General features: G+C 53.5%; 16 protein-coding genes. 1 reads left to right on the plus strand and 15 read right to left on the minus strand.

Annotated features, from left to right (window positions below):
- Window positions 1–25: 25 nt before the first annotated feature.
- The 4 genes from AB8B75_RS07365 to glpD are packed head-to-tail and all read right to left on the minus strand — an operon-like array spanning window position 26 to window position 4,691.
- Window positions 26–898 (minus strand): carbohydrate ABC transporter permease, encoded by an 873-nt coding sequence (locus AB8B75_RS07365; protein WP_405361062.1) that lies wholly within the window; start codon window positions 896–898, stop codon window positions 26–28.
- Window positions 898–1,983, minus strand: a complete 1,086-nt coding sequence (locus tag AB8B75_RS07370) for an ABC transporter ATP-binding protein (protein WP_405361064.1) — start codon at window positions 1,981–1,983, stop codon at window positions 898–900. The genes AB8B75_RS07365 and AB8B75_RS07370 overlap by 1 nt, the downstream gene beginning before the upstream one ends.
- On the minus strand, window positions 1,983–3,071 hold the full coding sequence (locus AB8B75_RS07375) for an ABC transporter ATP-binding protein (protein ID WP_405361066.1): 1,089 nt from the start codon (window positions 3,069–3,071) through the stop codon (window positions 1,983–1,985). Before AB8B75_RS07375 ends, AB8B75_RS07370 begins: the two co-directional genes overlap by 1 nt.
- A gap of 15 nt (window positions 3,072–3,086) precedes the next feature.
- The gene (glpD, locus tag AB8B75_RS07380) at window positions 3,087–4,691 is read right to left on the minus strand and encodes a glycerol-3-phosphate dehydrogenase (RefSeq protein WP_405361067.1); all 1,605 of its coding nucleotides are present in this window, start codon (window positions 4,689–4,691) and stop codon (window positions 3,087–3,089) included.
- A gap of 297 nt (window positions 4,692–4,988) precedes the next feature.
- Between glpD and AB8B75_RS07385 the strand changes: the two genes are divergently transcribed.
- On the plus strand, window positions 4,989–5,750 hold the full coding sequence (locus tag AB8B75_RS07385; protein WP_405361068.1) for a DeoR/GlpR family DNA-binding transcription regulator: 762 nt from the start codon (window positions 4,989–4,991) through the stop codon (window positions 5,748–5,750).
- 12 nt (window positions 5,751–5,762) lie between these two features.
- Here the strand turns inward: AB8B75_RS07385 and AB8B75_RS07390 are convergent, their stop codons facing one another.
- From AB8B75_RS07390 to AB8B75_RS07440, 11 genes are all read right to left on the minus strand, one after another.
- Complete coding sequence (locus AB8B75_RS07390; protein ID WP_405361069.1) at window positions 5,763–6,536, minus strand: creatininase family protein; 774 nt, start codon at window positions 6,534–6,536, stop codon at window positions 5,763–5,765.
- An 85-nt stretch (window positions 6,537–6,621) separates the two neighbouring features.
- Window positions 6,622–7,251 carry an NAD(P)H-dependent oxidoreductase gene (locus AB8B75_RS07395; protein ID WP_405361071.1) on the minus strand — a complete coding sequence of 210 codons (630 nt, stop codon included), beginning with the start codon at window positions 7,249–7,251 and terminating at the stop codon, window positions 6,622–6,624.
- The gene (locus AB8B75_RS07400; protein WP_405361072.1) at window positions 7,252–7,833 is read right to left on the minus strand and encodes an NAD(P)H-dependent oxidoreductase; all 582 of its coding nucleotides are present in this window, start codon (window positions 7,831–7,833) and stop codon (window positions 7,252–7,254) included.
- On the minus strand, window positions 7,833–9,233 hold the full coding sequence (locus AB8B75_RS07405; RefSeq protein ID WP_405361073.1) for an FAD-binding oxidoreductase: 1,401 nt from the start codon (window positions 9,231–9,233) through the stop codon (window positions 7,833–7,835). Before AB8B75_RS07405 ends, AB8B75_RS07400 begins: the two co-directional genes overlap by 1 nt.
- Window positions 9,230–10,495 carry a cytosine deaminase gene (locus tag AB8B75_RS07410; protein ID WP_405361075.1) on the minus strand — a complete coding sequence of 422 codons (1,266 nt, stop codon included), beginning with the start codon at window positions 10,493–10,495 and terminating at the stop codon, window positions 9,230–9,232. Before AB8B75_RS07410 ends, AB8B75_RS07405 begins: the two co-directional genes overlap by 4 nt.
- On the minus strand, window positions 10,492–11,349 hold the full coding sequence (locus tag AB8B75_RS07415) for an ABC transporter permease (protein ID WP_405361077.1): 858 nt from the start codon (window positions 11,347–11,349) through the stop codon (window positions 10,492–10,494). The genes AB8B75_RS07410 and AB8B75_RS07415 overlap by 4 nt, the downstream gene beginning before the upstream one ends.
- Window positions 11,346–12,131, minus strand: coding sequence for an ABC transporter ATP-binding protein (locus tag AB8B75_RS07420; protein WP_405361079.1), 786 nt, complete (start codon window positions 12,129–12,131; stop codon window positions 11,346–11,348). The genes AB8B75_RS07415 and AB8B75_RS07420 overlap by 4 nt, the downstream gene beginning before the upstream one ends.
- A 53-nt stretch (window positions 12,132–12,184) precedes the next feature.
- Window positions 12,185–13,186, minus strand: a complete 1,002-nt coding sequence (locus AB8B75_RS07425) for an ABC transporter substrate-binding protein (protein ID WP_405361080.1) — start codon at window positions 13,184–13,186, stop codon at window positions 12,185–12,187.
- Between the two features lie 198 nt (window positions 13,187–13,384).
- On the minus strand, window positions 13,385–14,161 hold the full coding sequence (locus AB8B75_RS07430) for a hypothetical protein (RefSeq protein ID WP_405361082.1): 777 nt from the start codon (window positions 14,159–14,161) through the stop codon (window positions 13,385–13,387).
- Window positions 14,162–14,639: 478 nt separating this feature from the next.
- Complete coding sequence (locus tag AB8B75_RS07435; protein WP_405361083.1) at window positions 14,640–15,572, minus strand: dynamin family protein; 933 nt, start codon at window positions 15,570–15,572, stop codon at window positions 14,640–14,642.
- Complete coding sequence (locus AB8B75_RS07440; RefSeq protein ID WP_405361084.1) at window positions 15,569–17,641, minus strand: dynamin family protein; 2,073 nt, start codon at window positions 17,639–17,641, stop codon at window positions 15,569–15,571. The genes AB8B75_RS07435 and AB8B75_RS07440 overlap by 4 nt, the downstream gene beginning before the upstream one ends.
- Window positions 17,642–17,660 lie beyond the last annotated feature (19 nt).

Raw genomic sequence — 17,660 nt, forward strand, 5'->3', positions numbered from 1 at the left:
GACGCTTGCATGCTGGTATCGGTCATTATACACCATCCCTTTTGTCAAGGTTGGTCATCACTGTATAAAAGACCCAAGAGATCAGAAGGATAACCAAGAAGTACATGATCGAGAAAGCGGCGGCAGGACCAAGATCAAACTGGCCCAACGCCATTTTCACAAGGTCGATCGACAAGAAGGTCGTGGCGTTTCCTGGTCCACCGCCAGTCACAACAAAGGGCTCGGTGTAGATCATGAAACTGTCCATGAAGCGCAACAGAATTGCAATCATCAGAACCCCCGCCATCTTGGGCAGTTCGATGTAGCGAAACACGGCCCACCGGCTGGCCTGATCGATTTTTGCCGCTTGGTAATAAGCGTCCGGAATCGATTGCAATCCGGCGTAGGCCAAAAGCGCCACCAGTGACGTCCAGTGCCAGACATCCATCACAATGACCGTCACCCAGGCCGCCACGATGTCCTGTGTATAGTTGTAGGAAATACCCAACTTATCAAGCGTGTATCCCAAAAGGCCAATGTCGACGCGTCCGAAGATTTGCCAGATTGTGCCGACCACATTCCATGGGATCAGCAATGGCAGGGACATCAAAACCAGACAGAAGGACGCCCAAAACCCGCTTTTGGGCATGTGCAAGGCCACATAAATGCCCAAGGGAACTTCAATGGCCAGAATGATCCCGGAGAACGTCAACTGGCGCCAAAGGGCATTCCACATCCGCTCTTCTTCCAGCATATCCTTGAACCAGCCAATGCCGTTCCAGAAAAACTGGTTGTTCCCAAAAGTGTCTTGAACCGAGTAGTTCACCACCGTCATCAACGGAATCACAGCCGAAAACGCGACCAGCAAAAGCACTGGCAAGACCAAAAACCATGCCTTTTGATTGACTGTCTTGTTCATCAGGCGGCCTCCCCCTCAGGTGTGATCCGCCAGTCGTTGGCGTAGACGTTGATCCCGTCAGGATCAAAAGTAATATGTTGCAAACCATCGGAAATTACGTCGCCTTCGCCGGCGATGGCGCTGATTTCGCGACCTTCGACGTCCAGCCGAACGATTTTGTGACGGCCGACATCTTCTACGCGCTTTACGAGCGCGGGCACGCCTGAGCCTGAAGCGTTGAGCTTGACAAACTCTGGCCGCACACCGACCTGCAGCCTGCCTTGCGTCGGCGCATATCCTGAACCCAATGGCACTGAAGCGCCTGCGATTTGAGCCACCGCGCCATCAATCTGGGCCTCAAAGAGGTTCATGCCCGGTGAGCCGATAAAATACCCAACAAAGGTATGGGCAGGGCGTTCGAACAATTCCTGCGGCGTTCCAATCTGCACAACACGCCCGTCGTACATCACGACAACTTTGTCTGCGAATGTCAGCGCTTCGGTTTGGTCATGGGTCACATAAATCATCGTGTGGCCAAATTCATGATGCAGAGATTTCAGCTGCGTGCGCAGTTCCCATTTCATATGCGGGTCAATCACGGTGAGCGGTTCGTCGAAAAGGAGCGCATTGACATCTTCGCGCACCATGCCGCGCCCCAGTGAAATCTTCTGCTTGGCGTCAGCCGTGAGACCACGGGCCTTGCGGTTCAGCTCTTCTTCCATGCCGATCATTTTTGCGATCTGGTTCACACGCGATGCAACATAGGTCGGGTCAGCCCCACGGTTACGCAACGGAAACGCCAGGTTATCCCGAACCGTCATAGTGTCATAGACCACCGGAAACTGGAACACCTGTGCAATGTTGCGCTCAGTAGTGGGCGCGTGCGTCACGTCCTGGTCATTGAACAGAATGCGGCCCTGACTGGGATGCAGCAGACCTGAAATGATGTTGAGCAATGTGGATTTGCCGCAGCCCGACGCGCCCAACAAGGCATAAGCCTCGCCATCGACCCAATCATGGTTGAGCTCCTTGAGAGCAAAATCATCTTCGGACGAAGGTTTGGGCAAATAGGAATGGGCCAGGTTATCAAGCGTGATCTTCGCCATTATGCCGCCTCCGCGTAGGGTGCTGTGGCCACAAGGTTGCCGTCATCGTCAAAGATATAAACGTGGGCCGGATCCAGAAATACGTCCAAGTCTTGACCGGGCTCCAGAGTCTGAACGCCGTGTACAAGACCCACCCACCTTTCGCCATGATGCTCAAGATGCACAAAAGTTTCAGACCCGGTAATTTCCGTCACGGTCAGTTTCGTCGAAAAGACCATACTTCCTGCCACATGCGGCGATAATTCCAGATGGTTTGGTCTGAACCCCGCAGTGTAAGGCCCGTCAGCAAGATTTTCGGCTCCTGCCGGTGTAGACATCGCTTGCCCATCGCCAAAAGACAGCGCGCCATCTTTCTTGATGATTTTGAGAAAATTCATCGGTGGATCAGAAAACACACGCGCCGTCGTTGCATTGATTGGCTTACGATAAACCGCAGGGGTCAGACCAAATTGCGTGACTCTCCCCTCCCACAGTGTCGCCGTATTGCCGCCCAACAACAGTGCCTCTTCCGGCTCTGTTGTCGCGTAGACGAATATAGATCCAGATTCCTCAAATATCTTTGGGATTTCTGCGCGCAATTCCTCGCGCAGTTTATAGTCCAGATTGGCGAGAGGCTCATCCAAGAGGACCAAACCTGCGTTTTTTACCAAAGCTCGGGCCAAGGCACATCTTTGCTGTTGGCCACCCGACAGTTCGAGTGGTTTGCGGTCCAGCATTGGTGTCAATTTCATCAAGTCTGCCGTTTCCCGCACGCGCTTATCGATCTCAGCGCGGGATTGACCCAACAGCCGCATCGGCGAGGCAATGTTGTCGAATACCGACATCGACGGATAATTGATGAACTGCTGGTAGACCATTGCAACTTTGCGGTCCTGCACCCGCATTCCGGTCACGTCTTCACCATTCCAGATCACGCGGCCGGTCGCTGGAACATCCAGTCCAGCCATCAGCCGCATCAGCGATGTCTTGCCCGATAGCGTCGACCCCAGAAGGACGTTCATTGTGCCCTTTTGAAGCTCTATCTCTGTTGGATAGATGTGGGTTTCCCCGCCAACAGTTTTAGACACACCTTCCAAAATCAAGGTCATGCCTGTCCCCCATTTTTACTCCGCTGCCTTACTGGTTTGTCCATTAGGATCAGACCGCAGGAAAACCTCCAATGCAGCAATTTCTTTTTCCGTTAGTCGCAACCCGAGTTTGTTGCGCCGCCAAACGATGTCCTCTGCGGAGCGCGCATATTCATGTTTCTCCAACCAACGCACTTCGCGTTCAGTCAGTGTTGCACCAAAGCCCTCTCCCAGATCAGCCTCTTCCTTCGCATCCGCCAATACATCCCATGCTTCAGTACCATAGGCACGCACGAGCCTCTTGCTCCAGAAATCCGACAAGAACGGATAGTCGTCGCGCAGGCGCGCAACCAACGCATCAAAACCATCAACGGCAAAATCACCGCCTGGCAAAGCGACACCCGCCGTCCAGTGCCCCGAAGTCCCGGGAAAAAACGGCACGATCTTGTCCATCGCATCTTCCGCGAGCTTGCGGTAGGTTGTTATCTTGCCACCAAAAACGTTCAAAATCGGGGCGCCCCCTGTGCTGTCCACGTTCAAGGTGTAGTCGCGCGTGGCAGCCGTTGCGCTACTGGCACCGTCATCATAGAGCGGGCGAACACCGGAATAGGTCCAGACAACATCAGATGATCCAATGTCCTCTTTGAGGTACTGGTTGATGAAATCAATCAGATATGACTGCTCTTCAGACGTGCATTCGGGCTTTACACCCGGCTCGCTATGCTCTGCATCCGTCGTACCGATCAATGTGAAGTCCGTTTCATAGGGGATGGCAAAAATAATGCGGCCGTCCGTTCCTTGAAAAAAATAACATTTTTCGTGGTCATAGAGCTTTTTGGTGACGATATGACTGCCGCGTACCAAACGCACGCCTTCGGTGGAATTGATACGTACTTTTTGCTGGATAATATCCCCGACCCAAGGCCCACCTGCGTTCACCAACATGCGAGCATTCAAGGTCGTGGTCTGGGCGTTTTCAACGTCTTCCAGCGTCACTTCCCAATGATCGTCAATCCTTGTCGCGCTGACAACTTTGGTGCGCACCATGATGTCAGCCCCGCGCGCCGCGGCATCACGCGCATTCAACACCACCAGACGCGAGTCCTCGATCCAGCAATCGGAGTACTCGAACGCTTTCTTAAAACGGTCATCGATGGGCGCGCCTTCCGGACTTCCGCGCAATGCCAGTGTCTTGGTTGCCGGTAGGATTTTGCGCCCCCCAAGGTTGTCGTAGAGCATTAGGCCAAAGCGGATCAGCCACGCTGGGCGTCGCCCTTTCATCCATGGCATGACCGTGTTGAGGATCCGTGACGTTGGCGTGGCACCCTCAAACCGCATGTCCTTGTGGTAAGGCAGAACGAACCGCATGGGCCAGCTGATGTGCGGCATCGCCTTAAGCAAAACCTCACGCTCCGCTAGCGCATGACGCACCAAGTTGATCTCGAAGTACTCAAGGTACCGTAGACCGCCATGGAACAGTTTCGTCGACGCTGAAGAGGTTGCGGAGGCGAGATCATTCATCTCAGCCAGAGCCACGCTCATGCCACGACCAGCCGCGTCGCGCGCGATACCACATCCGTTGATGCCGCCACCAATGACGAAGAGATCGTAGGTATGTTCTGAAGTATGCGTTTCCGACACTAGACCCCCCAATCTTGGTGTGCGTTATACGAGGCAAGCAGTAACGCGTAGCGTATCAACGTTCAAGCGTTATTTTTCGTTTATGTTCGTTTTTGCTCGAAAACCATCGCACCCCTGACATCCGGGTATTGATGGGTTTTCCGAGAAGCGATTGGAGTCTTTGCGTTTTTCGCCATTTGCGTGTCATCCAAGTAGCATGATGTTATGGGCGGTTACTCCTTACCTAGAGCAACTTTCCTTACAAATATGGTGGAAACTCAATGCCGTTTCGGGTATCCCGCTCTCGGGAGACCCTACATGTCACAAACATTTCGCCACCCTGACATTCTGAAAATTGCGCAACGCGAAGGCAAAGTAACGGTCGAAGGATTGGCTGATCACTTTGGAGTAACGCTGCAAACAATACGCCGCGACCTTACAGAATTGGCCGAAACGAACAAACTCGAACGTGTTCATGGAGGCGCAATTTTACCCTCCGGCACTACCAACATTGAATACGATGAGCGGCGAAACCTGAACCAGGCATCCAAACTGGCCATGGCTCGCGCCTGCGCACAACAGATCCCACAAAGCTGCTCCATTTTCATGAACATCGGGACCAGCACCGAGGCCGTCGCACGCGAGCTACTGCAGCACCGTGATTTGATGGTCGTTACCAACAACATGAACATTGCCAACATTCTTGTAGACAATCCGGAATGTCAGGTCGTGGTTACTGGCGGGGCCTTGCGCCGCTCGGACAGCGGCTTGGTCGGAAAGATCACAATCGACACCATCAAACAGTTCAAATTTGACATCGCTGTGATCGGATGCTCCGCGCTGGATGAAGACGGAGACCTTCTGGATTTTGACATTCAGGAAGTCGGTGTCAGCCAGTCGATCATCGCGCAGTCGCGCAAGTGTTTCCTTGTGGCAGACCATTCAAAATTTAGCCGTGCTGCACCTGCACGTATTGCTTCTATGCAAGACTTGTCCGTCGTATTTACAGATAAAGATTTGCCAGACCCGCTGCGAGACCGTTGCCTGTCTTGGGGCACAAACGTTGTAGTCACCAACTAGCCGGTCGCGCGCCTATCCGATCGGCAAAGCCATATTTTCCATTTTCCGCAACAGATCCACAAACCCCGCAACTTGATGTTTTGCCGTTGCCGCCCCCTTTTCAGCGGTCGCCAAATGCGCTTCTCCAACAGTGCCCGACGGATTGAGATCGCTAGCGATCCAGCCATAAGAAACAGGGCCGATTGGCGAAATCGCCGTGTGCTCCGCTGTGGATCGATAGTCTTTGGCTTGCCCCATATCTACGGTTGCTGGTCGGAAATGTAACATCAACGAAGTTTCGACATCGCCGCCATGGATGCCAAATTGGTCTTCCTGTTGAGAATACAGTCCCTCCGGCCTACCAAAGGACCCCCATTGGCATTTGACCGCCAGCATGGCCGCTTGCACCCGCAGTTCGCGAGACAGGATTGACACCAAATCGAGGTTGCCCCCATGGGAATTTACGATTGCGATCTTTCGGATGCCTGCGCGCGCCACGGATAGACCGATCTCCGTCCAGACGGCCAAGGCTGTGGCCGCCGAAAGAGTGAGCGTGCCCGCGGCCCACAAGTGCTCGTTGGATTTGCCCACAGCTTGCAGAGGCAGGATGCGAAGGTCCATGTCGTCGGGCGCTTGTCGGCGCAGCTCTTCCAACATCCCCTGCCCGATCAATGTGTCTGTTCCAACGGGCAAATGCGGTCCGTGCTGCTCAATCGCAGCAGTGGGCAAGATCGCAATTGTTTTCATTGGATCGATGTCAGCAAAATCTGGGGCTCGAAAATCGGCCCAATCGTGGGGCGTGCTCATCGCGCGAAATCCAACATAGAAAACGCAACACTTTCGATGTCCAAACCCATACAATGACCCTGATTTGGGCGTATCGCCGGGCACGTCATGCGTTGGCCTCCTTGCTCTGTAGACGCGGCGTTCCCACAAATTTCTCCATCTTCCGTCCGACCCGCGCCAGATGGGCGCGCCGCGATGCCTCAGTAGAACTATCCATCAAATAGTGAGCGGCATAAACTGTCTTGCACCTTTTCGCACAGATCGCCCTGATCCCGCGCAAAATGATGCGCTTGCCCGGCGCGCCGATCAACTGCGTCAACCCCCAACTGGCTCCACAAGTGGTAAAAACACCCAGTCGCGTAATGTGGGTCAAACCGGGGCGGATGTTGTCGTTTTCCCCGTCGGGCATTAAAAACGCGACTTCCGGCAGCAAAACGCGGTCCATCCATCCCTTGAGCATCGCCGGCATCCCGTACCACCACGTTGGATAGACAAAAATTAGCGTGTCACACCACAAAACATCACTTGTTGCCTCAAGCACGGGCGCTCGGTTTTGCAGGGCATCTTCATAGTGATCGAGCTCAATCGCCGTTAGTACAGGTGCAAAACCTAATTGATAAAGGTCATGTACACGCACTTCGGCGCTAACATCCTGCAGTTTCTGCAAGACCTGATCGCGGACGGCAGCAGTGAAGCTTGTTTTCTTCGGATGGCAATAAACCACAAGCGCGCGCATTCAAAATGCCTCCATCTCGGCGCGCACCCGCAAAAGAAATTTGGTGCGCTGCTCCTGCGTCACTCTGTTCATGTCATAGAGAGCCAAGTAACGCATTTTATCTGGTCGACACACATGCCACACGGCACGGGTGACCGATTTCCGCGGTGGGTCGCCCACCATCAGCGCACGCATTCGGGTGCCACCATATGTCGTCACAGCTGCCAGTTTGCGAATGTTGCGCAGGTTCGGAACCACTTTCCCCTCTTCAAGTTTAAAGGAAATTCCGGGCAAAAACACCCTGTCCAGAAACCCTTTGAGAATGGCAGGATACCCGAAATTCCATACCGGAAAAACCATGACCATAGCGTCCGCAGCCCTCAAGCGCGCGACATAATCCGCAACGGGTTCCGTATTTGTGGCTTCGTCGTGATAGCCGCGCCGTTCCTCTGCCGTCAGAACCGGTGAGAAGCCTTCCACATTCAGGTCACAATCATCGACCTGCCAACCGCGCGATGTCAGGCTCTCTACCACGCCGTTATGCAGGGCCGCTGAAAAACTCTCGGCACAAGGATGCGCGAAGAGAACCATTGCTCGCGCCATTACTCGGCTGCGCGCAATTTGGGATAGCTGTACATTTGCTCAAACGACCAGTTCGGATCGTCCCAGGCAATCATTTTTCCCGGGTTGAGCAAACCTTTTGGATCGGCTTCACGTTTGAAAGTCAATTGTCGGTCATCCACCGTTTGCCGCCCGCCTTCTTCAAGAGTGTAGCGGTGCGGATTGAATACCATGGCCCCTGCGTCCTCGTGAATTTTCACGATCTCATCGAGACGTTCTTCAGACGTGAACTTGACCAGGCTGAGCCCGGCAAACATCACTTTGCCGTTTTCCTTGAGAATCTCCAGATGTTGCAAGACTTCCGGGCTGAGTGCATCACGCATCTTTTTGATCAGCTCGAGGTGTTGTGGAAATCCATAACGGACCTGCAAGTAGGTAATAGATGGGTCAACCTTCAATGCCCGCAGGGTCGTATGATTCCATCCGTATTCAAATACTATGCCCGGCCCCCGCTCCCAATCAGAGGCATCGCTGCGATAAATCAATTGCACGGTGGGGCGGCGGCCTAGGAAAGTCATGAACCCGTCCATCGAATGCGGCGCGACCATCAAACCGATGAGATTGGTTTCCCGGCCGACATGAGGGGCGACACGTTGAAAAAAATCCTTGGCAATAGGCGCTTCAAAGACGGTGGCCAATTTGATCAGGATACCATCCTCATTGGCCAGCGCTTCCGCAAACCGCGCTGCCTCCATGAAGTCATCTGTGGCAACAAACATCTCGACCCATTCATAGGCCGGGGCGAGTGGCATCTCGACCTCGGTGATGATCCCGTTGGTACCATAGGCATGGCTGACGCGCGCAAGATCCTCTCCCTGGAACTCCAAAACGCGCGGTTCTTCCTCCATGGTCACAACGCGCAGGCGTATGATATTGCCCAGATCTCGCAGGGACCCCCATGTGCAAGAACCCACGCCACCGGACCCACCGGCGATAAAACCGCCGATCGTGGCCGTGGCCCATGTGGAAGAAAACATACGGATTTCCTGCCCGGAGTGCGCCTTGCAGGCCGCATCAAGATCTTTGAGCAAACACCCCGGTTCCACAATGACACGGCCGGGTAGAATCTCCCGCACTGCTGCCATGTGGCGCAAATGCATAACGCATCCACCTGCTAGCGGCATCGCCTGGCCATAGTTGCCTGTCCCCGCACCCCGTGTAGTTACGGGCACGTCATGGCGATAGCATGCTTTCAAAACCTCGATGACCTCGGCCTCGTTACGCGGGCTGACAACGAAATCGGCAACGACATCATCCAGCCGCGCCTTGAGCACCGGGGAGTACCAAAAGAAATCGCGGCTTTTCGATTTGACCGCAGCGGCGTTTTCTTCGAGATCCAGATGTGACAGGGCAGCTTTTGCAGCGGCGATATTCGGGGTCATGACATCCTCATAAATGGGTCAAGTTCAGCGTAATCCGGCAGTGTTCTGTCAATCTGAACGCCCGCCCGCAGCACCATGCGGTCCGCCTGCGGGCGCGCAAAGAGTTCGGTCCAACTGCGCGCGCGACATATCACCAGATCGGCCGGTGCGCCCGGCGCAATGCTCGGGGCGTCGAACCCGCAGGCCTTTGCCGGATTTGTAACAAAGGCATGCGACCAATCCAGCGCTGCATGATCCAGATGGCTGATACGTGTGGCTTCGCGCATCACCTCGATCATATCAAGATCACCGTAGGCATAGAACGGATCACGCGTGTTATCCGAGGCAAAGGAGACATTGATACCACGCGCCTTCATTTCATGCACCAGAGTGACGCCGCGCCCGCGCGGCGTGCCGGCCTGCCTGTCTTGCAGGTAAAGATTGCACATCGGCAGTGACACGACATTGAGGCCCGCTCGTGCCACCAGATCCATTGTATCCTCGGCACGCGCTGGGTCTTGTGTGGAAAGTGAGCAGAGATGTCCGACCGTTACAGGCGCATCAAACCCCATTTCCAAAACCGCCAACGCAACGACGCGCAGGGTCTCCGAAGATGGGTCCAGTGTTTCGTCAACATGGAAATCCGCCGACAGTCCGCGAGCCCGCGCCATTTCAAAAAATACTCTGACCCGGTCTTCAATATCGGGTACAGGATAAGCGACCATGCCCAGAACGCCATCCGCTTCGGCCACCAAATCGGCGGTATGTGCAAAGGCACCATCGGCCGAGACATGATCGCATCCCACAAGGCAGGCGGCTTGCAAATCAATCCGGCCCTTCCATTCTGTGCGCAGCTCTTTGAACACGGGCCACGAGATGTCGTCCTGGGGCGGAATACTGTCGAGATGTGTGCGAAGAGCCCGCGTTCCATGCGCATAGGAACAGCGCATCGCAAAATCCATACGAGCGGCCACATCTTCTGCCGTCCAATGGGCTTGCCTATCCGCGCCCACAGTGGCGAGCGCCCCCTCAAAACTGCCATCCGGATTGGCGGCACGGGGCCAGATATGGCCCTTGTCCAAATGCGTGTGCATGTCGACAAAAGCCGGGAATACCATTGCGCCCTTCATGTCAACCAACTGCCCCGGCTGGTTGGAGATTTCACCGTCTCGGATATGCAAGGTGATGGCAGACAGATCACCATCGCCGCCCAGGAAACAATCGGGCACCGTGAGGTTTTGCAAGGTCAAGGGGCCACTCGGCAATGTCGTAAAACCCATCATCTGTCCCGCTTCAAGGCACTTTCATGCCACTTGCGCAGCAACATGTGGCTCAGGAAACTCAAACCGGCGAAAATAATCACACCGGTGACCGCAATGAGGATCAGGGCTGCGAACATGCGCGGAATATTCAACCTGTAGCCTGCTTCCAGTATTCGGAATGCCAGCCCTGACTTCAACCCTCCCGTGCCCGCTACATATTCGGCAACCACGGCGCCAATGAGTGACAACCCACCCGCGATGCGCAACCCGCCTAAAAAATAAGGCAGCGCAGATGGCAGCTGCAAGAAACGTAGTGTTTGCCAACGCGAGGCACCATAAATCCGGAACAGGTCGCGCAGATTGTGATCCGCCGAGTTGAGCCCAAGTGTTGTATTACTTAGCACAGGGAAAAATGCCACCAGCCAAGCACATAAAAGCAGGCCCGCAATACGGCTGTCGACATAGATGAAAATCAGCGGCGCGATTGCTACAATCGGCGTGACCTGCAAGATGACTGCATAGGGGTAGAAACTCATTTCGACCAAACGCGATTGAGTGAACAACACCGCCAAACCAACACCACCAATGACAGCTACCGCCAAAGCCATCAGGGTAATCTGCACCGTGACCAGCAAGGCCTCAAACAATATAGCCCAGTCTTTGATAAGCGTCTCAAACACAAGGCCGGGACCGGGCAGAATATAGTGCGGAATTTCGTTCCACACTACGATACGGTCCCAGGTTACGAGCATCGCAACCAACACAACAAGCGGCAGAACCCATTTGCCAAATTTTTCGAATCTACGGCGTCGCTGACGCATGGTTTCATCCGCGTCGACAGCCGCCAAGGGAGGCGTGGGATCTGCCAGGCTCATGCAGCCTCTCCCATAGCCTGATGCAGCGCATCCGTCGCACGACGGGTATACGCCGCGTATTCTGCAGATGTTCGAAAATGGGCATCCCGGGGATAGGGTGCGTCGACCTCTAGTTCTGAAATCACGCGACCCGGCCGGGCAGCCATTACTACGATACGGTCTGACAAAAAGACAGATTCGAACACCGAGTGGGTCACAAATACCACCGTGCACCCGATCGCCGCTTTCAATTTCAGCAAATCATTGTTCAACTTGAACCGGGTAATTTCATCCAATGCCGCAAAGGGCTCATCCATCAAAATAAGCCTCGGTCGCGTCACCATGGCTCGCGCAATAGAGACCCGCATCTTCATCCCGCCCGACAATTCCCGCGGGTAACTATCGTGAAAGTTCTCCAATCCCACAAGTTTGAGCGCTTCGTGCACATCGTCCTTGACGGTACCATACGGTTTGCCCCGCAGACGAAAAGGCAACCAGACGTTCTGCGCAACCGTGGCCCACGGCATCAAAGTGGGTTCCTGAAACACAACACCCAGATCGCCCGTATCATGGCCACCTGACCACTTGATCCGGCCGGCAGTCGGGCTGAGAAGATCAGCAATGAGGCGCAGTGCTGTGGACTTCCCGCAACCCGATGGCCCCAACAACGATATGAAATCTCCCTCGCACACCTGCAACGACATGCCTTCCAAAGCCACTATGTTGCCATTGAACGTTTTATCGACCTGCGCCATTCGCAGTAATTCAGGTCGCGATCCTAGTGGCTTTGGTGTTTGCGTCATCTTCCCCTCTTAAGCCACATGCGCAAGAGCGCTGTCGTCGTGTTGATGATCGATCAGGGTTTGATGTCCTTGCCTACAGACTTGTTCGTAAATTCAAGCGTGTAGGCCGCTTTCCAATCCAGACCCTCGTCCAGCACGCCCGAGGCAACCATTTTTTCGTAAAAGTCTCCGATGACCTCGTCGGTCATCGATCCAATTCCGGTTTCCAAGGCGGTCCCACTGTCTACTATGCCCTGTTCCAACATCATCTTCTTGGCAAATTCGATCTTGTCCTGAGACATGTCCGGATTCGCAGCCAGTATCATCTCATCTGCTCCAGAACTGTCGCCATAAAGATAGTTGTACCATCCGGTCAATGAGCCGTCCACGAAACAGGACACTTTCTCGGGATCACTTTCAATCGTCCCGGCCATGGTTTCAATGGTGGTTGCATAAGACGAGTATCCCGCATCGGCGATCAAGAAAACATTAGGTTCAAACCCTGCCTCTTTCAAAACCGCATAGGGTTCCGAACTGAGATAGCCTTGCATGCCCTTTTCTTTGTCCGCAATGAAGGGCGCCGGGTTGAACGTGTAGGGCAAACGCTGTTCGACGGTGAACCCATGCTCGGCGATCATCCACTGGTAATAGGACGTGAACCCGTTGTCGCCGATCAAAAGAGTCAGATCTTTCAGGTCTTCCCAGCTTTCAGCTTCGCCGGGATGAGCAAGTATAACTTGTGGGTGTTTCTGGAAAATCGCCGCCACGGAAACCACAGGAATGCCTTCTTTGACTGCGTTGAAGGCCTGCAACATATCTCCGCCCATGTGGAAATCGATCTTGCCTGCCAGCATCAGCGCGCGGTTGTTCACTTGCGGACCACCGGAAATAATCTCCACATCCAGGCCGCATTCGGCGTAGGTGCCGTCCGCAACGGATTGGTAAAAGCCTCCGTGTTCTGCCTGAGCCAGCCAGTTTGTTCCGAAAACGACGGGTGTCAGGTGACCGTCTGCGTAGCTGGCGGAAGCACAGAAACTCAAGGCACAAACGAGATGGGGAATTTTTGAATTAGTCATGACAACCTCCGATTTGTCTTTGGCGCAAACCGTCCGAAGCGGGCTGCGAGAAGGAAACCCCGCCGCCACCGAAAAGCCAGCACACTCCAATATTCGCCTAATTGTTAGGCGCTTTCCACGGAATTGTTGGAAATTTCACCAATTTGCGTCTACAATTTCAAAACACGACGCACGTCAAAGATGCAAACGTAGGTTTTGTTAGTTGGCTGGTCGGGTCACATCGACCCAACAAGCAACGCAAGTTTCAATATCTTTGGCCGCAAAGGCAATCCAGACGCGATCTCCGGACCGATTGGACACCAGGATCGACGGGTCTTTCGGTGTAGGCCCCGACCATATGGTACAATTTCCCCGAAAGTCCGTTTCCGACCAGGATTTATTCATGGAACAAAGTTCGAAGCCGAGGTCTTGTTGACCAATGATTTCATCCGTTCCACAACCTCGGTCAATGTAGATGGCGAGCGCAAATTTCTTACTTGCCTCAATGGCTTCTTCAAATGGATTCACACAACCCGTACCGTCAACAGAATGATCAAGTTGCGCTTTAATGTCATCCAATGAAACGCCAAAACTGTCCTCGCCCGGATTCTTCTCAACGAAACGCGCCTGCACGCCGATTTCGGTGACACCAACACAGAAATCTAACAACACTTGAGCAATCGACGCAGCGTCACGGCCAGACAACTCGCCACTGCTGCTATTCGAAGCAGCGAAGTCTTTGTCATTTTCTAATGAAAGACGCAAAAGCCTGCGTTCTGCGGCATACAAAACGATACGCTTTTCGTCACCCGCAGAGATGTGCAAGGCGCGCGGCAACACGGTTCTGTCTATTTCTTGCAAAACAGTGTTCAGCGCCCCGTTCGGCTCTGAGACGACGATTTTCCGGTTGCCGTCATGCGCCGATGTTGGAGCGGATTGCAATTCCTTCAATAAACTGCGCAAACGGTCGGTTTCTTGAACATTGTGGTCTGACATTTACCGCGCCCCTCGCGCAATCTGAACCAACAGATCTGCGCCGTCTGCGATTATCTTACGAAGAGGTATTTCCAGATCGCATTCCACGCAAAGGGCTTCATTCATTGCGAGGGGTAATCTGATGAAACATTTAAGTCTTTCCGAGTCAAAAGTCACCGCATGCTGCGCTAACGGCTCCGTGCAAGCGGGTTTGTGAGAGCGACAATCAAAAGGACTTTTGGCGAAGCAATGAATTGCCGCCCGGCATAAATCATCGAGGTTTTCCTGAGCGGTTGGCCGTGTGGCACTGTGAGCAAGCACCGTTCCAGTATCTAAATCGGCGAAGATCACAACGAAACTACCCTCGAAACCACTACGAAATCGGTGGAGGAGATCAGGTATGGTCATTTCACCCGCAGCCATTGAATCCGCACTTGCACTTCGCCCTTTCAAGATGCGTAAGGCATAGCGTCAGATCATGTTGTTTGGGTTAATACATTCAGGAGAATTTTGGGCTTAGGCTCAACGTTTCAACGGCTTCTGTAAAATCATCGGTCCGAGCTCTCACAGTTTTTGCCACAGGTCGACGCGGCACAACGCGACCGTTGTCAGCATCCTGCTTACAGACTTCAAGGTCGCCCGTTGGACCAGTTTCTTCAGGTTTCGAAATGCATTCCAGCTCGAAAGGTTCGGTCGTTTCGCCTTTGGCGATGCCATGAGTCAAATCAGCGACAATATCGAGGAAATCAGTAACAAATGCTTCGGCTCCGCTACATTCCCACTGATCCGGATCATCCGCCGCATCGCGCGCAAGCGTCAAAGACATTAGGCAACACTTTGCAAACACATTTTCGGTTTCTGCGGTTACACGTTTCAGGACCTTGCTGCGATCTTTCTCTGAAATTAGCATGTCCGCACGGGTCAGCAACAAGATCGATTTCTCTTGTATATGCGCTGGAACGGTTTCCCAGACTGCCGCCTCGCTTTGTCGCCAGGCTTGAGTGGCCGGAGTGCACCAAATCACCGCATCGGCAAAAGGCAAAATGCGCGCCCAGACGTCCGCTGGCATATTCGGGTCAGAAATCCCGGGCATATCAATGATATCGCACATCTGAAGTATTTGTTCCTGCCTCTGGATGCGAATGAAAGCAGTGTTTTCCGAAGAGATCTTCTGCGGTTTTTCGAGATCGCATTCCGAGTCATTACCTTCCAAATCGATGATCGCAGCGGTACCAGTCCCATAACTGATCCAGACCGGCGGCAATTGCGTGGCAATGACCTGCATAGGCAGCGGGTCGGAACCTATCATGAGATTGGCAAGTGTGCTCTTTCCGGCGCTGAACTCGCCCATCAACGCAATCCGCGGTCGTGTTCGGTCGCCAATTTGGTCATAAAACGCCAACTTCTTATGGGACGATCTTTCAGATGTCATAACACGTACTCGTTCAGTGTTTTCAATGTGTTGTCCAATAAGACCAGCTGATCAGAATGCTCGGGGCCATCAGAGAGCCGCTGCTGCGTAACGGAATCTGCCGATTGATCAAAGGTCGCAAAGACAGAGCTTTGGTCGTGTATAAAAGCCTCAAACGCTTCCAATGCGACCTCCTTGACCGATCGCGCCAATTCGCAGCGCATTTCATCAATCAAAGGATTGGTCTCCGCCTTAATAAGCTCACGAAACTTTACTGTATGGGCCTTGTAACCCCGCTTTTGCAGCCACCACCGCTTCCACCAGTTACCATTCAGATCGAGCGCAATCGTCCTGCCCAATGTCACCGGAGCTGGCATCGGCGGTGCGGAGGGCAATGCCGTGTTTATTTGCTCATGCGTCACGCCAAATGCTCGTGTATTCAATTCAGCGTAGTCATCCGCAGTCTGTTTTATCGCCGCATCAAAAGACGACCTGAGCTTTCGTGCGAACACCTTGTGAGAAGACCTAAGAAGCGTGCGAAGCCCAGCCGGATCATATTGCCAGGGCGTTCCATCCCCATTTTCTTCCAAATGAACGATTAACGTCGCAGTCGCACGATCCAGAAAATTCTCCTGCACCCTGCCTAATCGATCGGAAAACTCTTCCAGGATTGTACCGAACAAATCGGTCAACTCGGTCTTCCGAGAGATGGCTATTTCCGAAACACGGACGCGCGCTGCAGCAATTTCGAGCTTGTCAATCGGATTGACACAGCCTTGACGGTCGCTCATCTGATACGTCGCTGAAATCGCACTGGCTAAATTCGAACCACTTTTGCCTATACGATCAAACGTAGCCGCAGCAACGCCTTGAGCAATGCGATTGGAAAGCGCCAATTGCAAAGCTGGCACACCCGATGAAGCCCATGCACGTTTGACCGGATCATCCAATTCTTGCTGGGACAACACGTTATTCAAATCAGATGCGTCGGACCATTCTAAAAGCGCCTTTGCGCTCGGCTTAGGCAAATCTGACAATCTGCCGTCCAACGCATATCCTGCCCAAAGTGCACTTCCGAAAATCACCTGCGCATCCTGCGGTCCTTTGTGTAAAGCCAGCGTTTCCGCAATGCTCCTTGCGATCTGAGGAATCTGGACCGAAGGTTCGGCCAACTCGTCGATCCGGTTCACGAAAATAACGATGTCGCGCGATTTTACATTTGAAATCAAACGGATCAACGCCAGGTCTGTGGATGCCAAGGCCTGGTGGGCTGACAACACCACGACGCAAAGACGGCTATCACGGATTGATCGAATGGTGATCTGTTCGCGCATCATGAAGGTATCGTTAACGCCGGGTGTATCACGTACACAGAGCGGTAGGGGCAACGCCGGACGCACCATGCTCAAATCGGCAGATTTGGTAATGTCCGCGAAGCGACCCTGCTCGTTCGAAGTGTCAGCATCGTCAGCGTCGTGTTCGTCGCCCAAACAAACATAACGTTCGATCAGTTGCTTATCAAAATAGCCGTAATCACGCTGTTGTCCCAGAAGTACTTCGAACTTTTGACCCAGGCGTTTCAATGACTTTTCGCGCATTTCCGCAGCTTGGGCTATGATTTTTTCCAGTTCATCATCGGCCCCTGCGCGGCTGGCCATTTCACCAATGCGCCCGCCGCCGGTTACCAAACGGTCCCATTCGTCTGGGTCAAAAAACCGAAATGATGCGCTCTCCTTGAAACCAGAGTCCGGAGGCGAAAGGTGCAATGATGTCACGACCGAGGTCCAGGGGTTTACGTCTGCCGGTAACAGATCAGGTCGTCCGATCAGTGCATTCACGAGCGATGTCTTGCCAGATTTGATTTGCCCGATCATGGTCACACTTGGCTCAAATGCATCGAGTTGCCGCACCAGGCGATCCACCCGTTTTACGGTTCTTTCATTTCCCAGTGGTTGTAGAGATTCAAGTGCGGCGCGCAGGCTGTCTCGGGCGGCAGCAACATCGGCCAATGGCGCAAGCCCCATGCTCAATAGCTGACCGTGTATCGCTTCCTTGAATTCACCTGGTACAACTGCGTTCAGAGCGTTCATGACGCTAATTCTCCACCTT

Source organism: Roseobacter sp., assembly GCF_045106495.1.
Taxonomy (GTDB): domain Bacteria; phylum Pseudomonadota; class Alphaproteobacteria; order Rhodobacterales; family Rhodobacteraceae; genus Roseobacter.

What these genes read in the sequence shown, in the direction of transcription:
- AB8B75_RS07435 (WP_405361083.1), bottom strand. Translation starts at nt 15,572, where the DNA reads ATGACATCTGAAAGATCGTCCCATAAGAAGTTGGCGTTTTATGACCAA.
- AB8B75_RS07375 (WP_405361066.1), bottom strand. Translation starts at nt 3,071, where the DNA reads ATGACCTTGATTTTGGAAGGTGTGTCTAAAACTGTTGGCGGGGAAACC.
- AB8B75_RS07410 (WP_405361075.1), bottom strand. Translation starts at nt 10,495, where the DNA reads ATGATGGGTTTTACGACATTGCCGAGTGGCCCCTTGACCTTGCAAAAC.
- AB8B75_RS07370 (WP_405361064.1), bottom strand. Translation starts at nt 1,983, where the DNA reads ATGGCGAAGATCACGCTTGATAACCTGGCCCATTCCTATTTGCCCAAA.
- AB8B75_RS07430 (WP_405361082.1), bottom strand. Translation starts at nt 14,161, where the DNA reads ATGTCAGACCACAATGTTCAAGAAACCGACCGTTTGCGCAGTTTATTG.
- AB8B75_RS07420 (WP_405361079.1), bottom strand. Translation starts at nt 12,131, where the DNA reads ATGACGCAAACACCAAAGCCACTAGGATCGCGACCTGAATTACTGCGA.
- AB8B75_RS07395 (WP_405361071.1), bottom strand. Translation starts at nt 7,251, where the DNA reads ATGCGCGCGCTTGTGGTTTATTGCCATCCGAAGAAAACAAGCTTCACT.
- AB8B75_RS07385 (WP_405361068.1), top strand. Translation starts at nt 4,989, where the DNA reads ATGTCACAAACATTTCGCCACCCTGACATTCTGAAAATTGCGCAACGC.
- AB8B75_RS07365 (WP_405361062.1), bottom strand. Translation starts at nt 898, where the DNA reads ATGAACAAGACAGTCAATCAAAAGGCATGGTTTTTGGTCTTGCCAGTG.
- AB8B75_RS07400 (WP_405361072.1), bottom strand. Translation starts at nt 7,833, where the DNA reads ATGGCGCGAGCAATGGTTCTCTTCGCGCATCCTTGTGCCGAGAGTTTT.
- AB8B75_RS07440 (WP_405361084.1), bottom strand. Translation starts at nt 17,641, where the DNA reads ATGAACGCTCTGAACGCAGTTGTACCAGGTGAATTCAAGGAAGCGATA.
- AB8B75_RS07405 (WP_405361073.1), bottom strand. Translation starts at nt 9,233, where the DNA reads ATGACCCCGAATATCGCCGCTGCAAAAGCTGCCCTGTCACATCTGGAT.
- AB8B75_RS07415 (WP_405361077.1), bottom strand. Translation starts at nt 11,349, where the DNA reads ATGAGCCTGGCAGATCCCACGCCTCCCTTGGCGGCTGTCGACGCGGAT.
- AB8B75_RS07425 (WP_405361080.1), bottom strand. Translation starts at nt 13,186, where the DNA reads ATGACTAATTCAAAAATTCCCCATCTCGTTTGTGCCTTGAGTTTCTGT.
- AB8B75_RS07390 (WP_405361069.1), bottom strand. Translation starts at nt 6,536, where the DNA reads ATGAGCACGCCCCACGATTGGGCCGATTTTCGAGCCCCAGATTTTGCT.